At 71.0% G+C, this 5,279-nt stretch carries 4 protein-coding genes and 1 tRNA gene; 3 read left to right on the forward strand and 2 right to left on the reverse strand.

Features of this window, described 5'->3' with window-relative positions:
• A partial coding sequence (locus tag ACR2JI_RS06460) for a hypothetical protein (protein ID WP_526389214.1) occupies window positions 1-3,264 on the reverse strand: 3,264 nt, incomplete at its 3' end.
• Window positions 3,265-3,454: 190 nt separating this feature from the next.
• Between ACR2JI_RS06460 and ACR2JI_RS06465 the strand changes: the two genes are divergently transcribed.
• Both ACR2JI_RS06465 and ACR2JI_RS06470 read left to right on the forward strand, forming a co-directional pair.
• Entirely contained in the window at window positions 3,455-3,955 is a 501-nt protein-coding gene (locus ACR2JI_RS06465; RefSeq protein ID WP_526389216.1) for an XRE family transcriptional regulator, read from the forward strand.
• A 193-nt stretch (window positions 3,956-4,148) separates the two neighbouring features.
• Window positions 4,149-4,718 (forward strand): hypothetical protein, encoded by a 570-nt coding sequence (locus tag ACR2JI_RS06470; protein ID WP_526389218.1) that lies wholly within the window; start codon window positions 4,149-4,151, stop codon window positions 4,716-4,718.
• A 39-nt stretch (window positions 4,719-4,757) separates the two neighbouring features.
• On the opposite strand, the gene ACR2JI_RS06475 is transcribed toward ACR2JI_RS06470, so the two are convergent.
• Window positions 4,758-4,831, reverse strand: a tRNA-Leu gene (locus ACR2JI_RS06475).
• 101 nt (window positions 4,832-4,932) lie between these two features.
• On the opposite strand from ACR2JI_RS06475, the gene ACR2JI_RS06480 reads away from it, so the two are divergent.
• The gene (locus tag ACR2JI_RS06480; protein ID WP_526389220.1) at window positions 4,933-5,124 is read left to right on the forward strand and encodes a ferredoxin; all 192 of its coding nucleotides are present in this window, start codon (window positions 4,933-4,935) and stop codon (window positions 5,122-5,124) included.
• Window positions 5,125-5,279 lie beyond the last annotated feature (155 nt).

Consider the following 5,279-nt stretch of genomic DNA (forward strand, 5'->3'; position numbering starts at 1 on the left):
CGCGGTCGGATCGGCGGCAGCGTCATAGCCCGCCCCGCCGTTACCACCGTCACCGAAGTCCCCACCGCCGGTGGATCCGGCACTGCCACTGAGGCCCGCGCTGCCGCCGTTGCCGCCGCTACCGGCCGCACCGCCCTGCCCGCCGGCGCCGCCGGCGGCGCCACCGGAGCCGGCGTTGCCACCGTTGCCGCCGGTAGTGAACTGCGCACTGCCCTTGCCGCCGTTACCGCCGTCACCGCCCTCACCGCCGGCACCACCGGTGCCACCGCTACCGCCACTGCCATTGAGGCTGCCGGCCGACGCCGCACCGCCCACGCCACCGGCACCACCGACACCACCGACACCACCGCCGGCACCACCGTCGGCGCCGTTACCGGCCGCCGTCGTCGCGGTCGCATCGGCGCCGTCAGCACCACGCGTGCCCACCGCACCGATGCCACCGGCACCACCATCACCGCCGGTTCCGCCGGAGCCGGACACCAGACCACCGCGACCACCGGCACCGCCGACACCACCGGCACCGCCGACACCGACGGTGCCCGAACCGATTCCGCCGCGACCACCGGTACCGCCGGAACCGCCGACACCGCTGACCGAACCGCCATTGCCGCCCGAGCCACCGGCGCCGCCATTGCCTCCGGTGGCGCCGTTGCCGCCCGCACCGCCTCTGCCGCCGCTGCCGTAAGCGGCGGCGTTGCCGCCGGCGCCACCGTTGCCGCCCGCGGTACCCAGTGCCGCGGTCGGATCGGCGGCAGCGTCATAGCCCGCCCCGCCGTTACCACCGTCACCGAAGTCCCCACCGCCGGTGGATCCGGCACTGCCGTTGGCACCGGCCGAGCCCCCGGAACCGCCACTGCCGGCCGCACCACCGAGACCACCGGCACCGCCGACGCCCCCGCCACCGCCACCGTTACCGCCGTTGCCGCCGGCGGTGAACTGCGCGCTCCCCTTGCCGCCGTTACCGCCGTCACCACCCTCACCGCCGGCACCACCGCTACCGCCGCTACCGCCGCTACCGTTGAGGCTGCCGGCTGCCGCCGCACCGCCGACGCCGCCATTACCGCCGCGTCCGCCGACACCACCGCCGGCACCACCATCGGAACCGTTACCGGCCGCCGTCGTCGCGGTCGCATCGGCGCCGTCTGCACCACGCGCACCGACACCGCCGGTGCCACCGGCACCACCATCACCACCGATGCCACCGGCACCGGACACCAGACCACCGCGACCGCCGGCACCACCATTGCCACCGGCGCCACCCACTCCGGTGGTGGCCACGCCGGCCGCGCCGTTGCCGCCGAAGCCACCGGCCCCGCCGTCGCCATAGGTGCCGCCGTTGCCGCCGCTACCGCCGTTGCCACCGGCGACGCCGGCCACCGCGAAGGGATCACTGGCGGCGTTGTAGCCCGCACCGCCGTCGCCGCCATCGCCACCGCCGGCGGTTGCGCCGGCCGCTCCCGAGGCGCCCGCTTGGGCGCACCGGCCGCCCGCCGCGCCACCGAGGCCGCCGACGCCCGCGACACCGCCGCCGTTGCCACCGTTTCCGCCAGCACCGCCGTCAGGGTTGGCGGCGTCACCGTCACCGCCTCTACCACCATTGCCGGCCGCACCGGCACTGCCGCCCGTGCCACCGTCACCGCCGTTACCGTCGCGGCCGTTCTGCCCGAAAAGCAGCAGGAACCGGCCCGAACCGGCCTGCCCGCCCGCGCCCCCGTTACCGCCGACACCACCGCCGCTGCCGTCACGGCCGTCGCCGCCGTCACCACCGGGAGTGGTGGCGTCTTTGCCGTCCCTACCGGCGGTGCCGCTGCCGCCCGCCCCACCGAGGCCGCCGACACCGCCCGCACCGCCGCGCCCGATGATCCAACTGCCATCGCCACCATTGCCGCCGACGCCCCCGTTGCCACCGGCCCCGCCGATGCCACCGCCCGTGCCGACATCGCCGGCCGCGCCCCGGCCGCCTGCTCCGCCCGCACCGCCGCTGCCCCACAGCGACAGCAGTCCGGTGCTGCCGCCGTTGCCGCCATGGCCGCCGGTCACCGCGTTATCGGTCGAGACCCCGCCGGCTCCGCCGTCACCGCCGTTGCCGAACACCAGACCGCCCCGGCCGCCGTCGCCGCCGAACGCGCCGGATCCGCCGATCCCGCCGGCACCGCCGTTGCCCCACAGTGTGATCCACCGGGTGTCTCCGCCGCGGCCACCGGCCGCGCCCGCACCGCCGTTACCGCCCTTGCCGCCGCTGCCCAGCAACAACGCACTGTTGCCGCCGCGACCCCCAGCCCCGCCCGTCCCGCCGGCACCGCCGGCCCCACCGTCGCCATAGATCGACAGCACACCCGCGGCCCCGCCGTTACCGCCGGCGCCGCCGGCCCCACCGGTACCGCCGGCCCCACCACTGCCGAGCAACAAACCACCCCAGCCGCCGTTGCCGCCGGCCTGCCCACTGCGCCCTGACCCACCGGCGCCGCCACCGCCGAACCACCCAGCGTTGCCGCCGGTGCCGCCATTGAAACCGCTGCCCCCCGAACCGATCAGGCCGCCATTGCCGCCGATGCAGGCCTGCCCCTGGTTGCACGTCAGGGCCGTCCAGGAATAGCCATTGCCCAACAACAACCCGCCATTGGGGTTGTCGGCGGTGCCGTTGCCGAAAAATATCCGGACGATCGACCCGGGCTGCCAGTCCCCGACCGACAGCACCCGCGCCGCACCGGGAGCAACCACCAGACCCGACGGCACGACAAGCTCGTTCACCGCCGCCGCAGGCACCGCCAGACCGGCCCGCAGCAACTGGTTCGGCGCCGGGTAACTACCGACCACCGCCGGGGCCGCGACCTTCGGTGCCACCAGGACAGGCGACGGGGTCGTCTTCAGCCCACTGACGTCTTTCGGCCCGGCCACCGCCACGGCGGCGCGCGGCTTACCCGCGGAAACCTGCCCCCCGCCCGCGCCCGCAATGAACACCGAACCCGGCGAACCCGCCGAACGGCGACCCGCGAGCGACCCACCAACGGCCTGCGCATCTGACCCTGCGCGCCCCGATCCCCGCACCGCAGGCCCCGACGACACCGGAGCCTCCGCCGCGACAGCGCCCGCCGCGTCAGTGGTGTCGGCCCTAGCCACGGGCGAACCGCCGGCCACCACGGCACCGACCCCGAGGGTGAGCACGCCCGCGCCCAGCCACGCGTACGGCTGGATCCTGCGCCCCCGGCCACGATGCCGACCTCGGCCGGCAGAGGAAGCGTCAAAGGGCGATGAAGCAGTCATGTCGGGATCCTTACCGGGGTGATGTGAGCGGACGATCGCCGCCACCATAATCAGCTTGACTGCGTACGTGCAACAGTTTGACAATGTACGAATGATGTTTTTTTGACTAGATGGTGATCGGTTTTTTAAACCGCAGTTCGGACAAGTTTCTCGTTTGACAGCTAACGGCGCATACGCGTATTTTTCCGGCATGGCCCATGGGCAACCGGAGTTGTCGCTCACCATCATCGAGGACCTGAAGAGCCAGGGTTACACCCAGTCCGAGATCGCACGTATGTTGGGTACGACCCGACAGGCGGTGTCCTGGCACAAGCGCTCCTACGGTGGACGGCTGACTCCCCGTGAGGAGGCCGCACGCCACTTCCCGTGGAAGGTCCCGCACGAGCAGAATCAGACCTCCCCCTACCGGCGCATGCGCGACCACGGCGAATACGTCGCCACCGGCGGCAAAGGCATGTCGAAGGACAAACTGAATCGACTCCGCTCGTTCTACCGCAATATCCGCACGGACAACGTGGTGCTCGAATTCGATCCCCGCATCGAGCCCATACCCGGAGTGAGCAGCAGAGGCGGCTTCGCATACCGTCCCCGAGTCGCGGCCGACGCCGACCTGCTGATCCGCGTCAACGACTACACCCACCTGACCGACGAGGGCCGGATGATCTGGCGACTGCCGACTGTCGATCCGTAGGGCCGATGTGGACATTCGCGGAACGTCCGAGTGTGTGGACGGGGGGCTCATGCCGCGTCCTCAATTGACCCTGGCGCCGGCACCGGCGCGGGTGCTGTCGCGATGCGAATACATCGATTGCGACCACCAGCAGTCAGCGATTTTCTGGCCGTATTGCTCCCAATCCTGCCTTGTCCGAAGTTGCTGGGACGCAGTGGCCGTCATCGAACAGGGCGTCGATCAACTCGATCAACCGCTGCGCAGGTTCAGTCAGTTGAACGCGGCACTGGACTCCTGTCCCTTCGTTGAAGTGCGCGGGAAGCTGCAGCGGACCCTCGATGACGTCAGCAGGGCCATCTCCACCTCGCAGAAGGCGCTGGCCAAGTCGGCGGTGGAGTTCACGCACGGCGCCACCGCGTTCACCGATGCGCTCGGCCCTCTGACCGAGAACTGCGACCCCGATTTCAGGCAAGCCAATCCGGAGTGGACGGTGCCTCCGGAAACCTGGTCAGCAGCCAACGACACGAAATGGCAACGCGGCGCATTGGATGGAGGCTTCGTTCAGCACTGGCTGTCGTACCACCTGTTGCGTGAGGCTGAGCGTGTGATTCTGGTTGTGTACCGCAGCACCTGGCTGCGCGATGCGGACTCGATCTACCGGCCCGTGGCCGAACTACTCGCCAACGGCTATCAGGTGATGTCCCGCGAGGTGAATCCGGATCCGGACATGATGTTCGGCCACGGAGAACTGACGACCTACGCGCTGGGTGCGACGAACGACTGAGGGCTGAGCGCCCGGTTTCAGCCGGCAGCGGGTCGAGAGTGCCCCCAGTCGGACTCGAACCGACACTGTGCGGATTTTAAGTCCGCTGCCTCTGCCAATTGGGCTATGGGGGCGCACCAACGTCGGCAGTCAAACCGTACCGCTGGGCCGGGCGAGCCACATCTGGCGCGGGGGGTCCAGCGCCGGGGCTGCAGCCGCGCCGGATACTGGGCTCATGCACATCTCAGTCGATTACACCCTGTGCGAAGGCCACGGACAGTGCCTGATGGCGGCACCGGAACTGTTCGACCTCCCCGACGGTGCCGACCAGGTCGTGATTCTCGATGCGGACCCGCCGGAGACCGAACGTGATCGGGCGGTGCGGGCGGCGGCCATGTGCCCTGCCGTCGCGATCACCGTCAGCTGAGCCGCCCGCACGCGCGGTTTCGGACAGGAAGCCGTCCCATCCGCGTACCGTTCCCGGCGAGCAGTTAGTGATCGAGCGCCGCAGAAGGGAAGGATTCCCATGACCACCGCCATGCCCGACACCACCCACGGTGACATCGACCTGAGCTCGCGCGC

Origin of the sequence: Mycobacterium sp. (assembly GCF_051006775.1) — a bacterium.
Lineage (GTDB): Bacteria > Actinomycetota > Actinomycetes > Mycobacteriales > Mycobacteriaceae > Mycobacterium.

Bases quoted from the DNA above. Each gene is read 5' to 3' on its own strand.
- ACR2JI_RS06465 (WP_526389216.1), top strand. From the start codon at position 3,455: ATGGCCCATGGGCAACCGGAGTTGTCGCTCACCATCATCGAGGACCTG.
- ACR2JI_RS06480 (WP_526389220.1), top strand. From the start codon at position 4,933: ATGCACATCTCAGTCGATTACACCCTGTGCGAAGGCCACGGACAGTGC.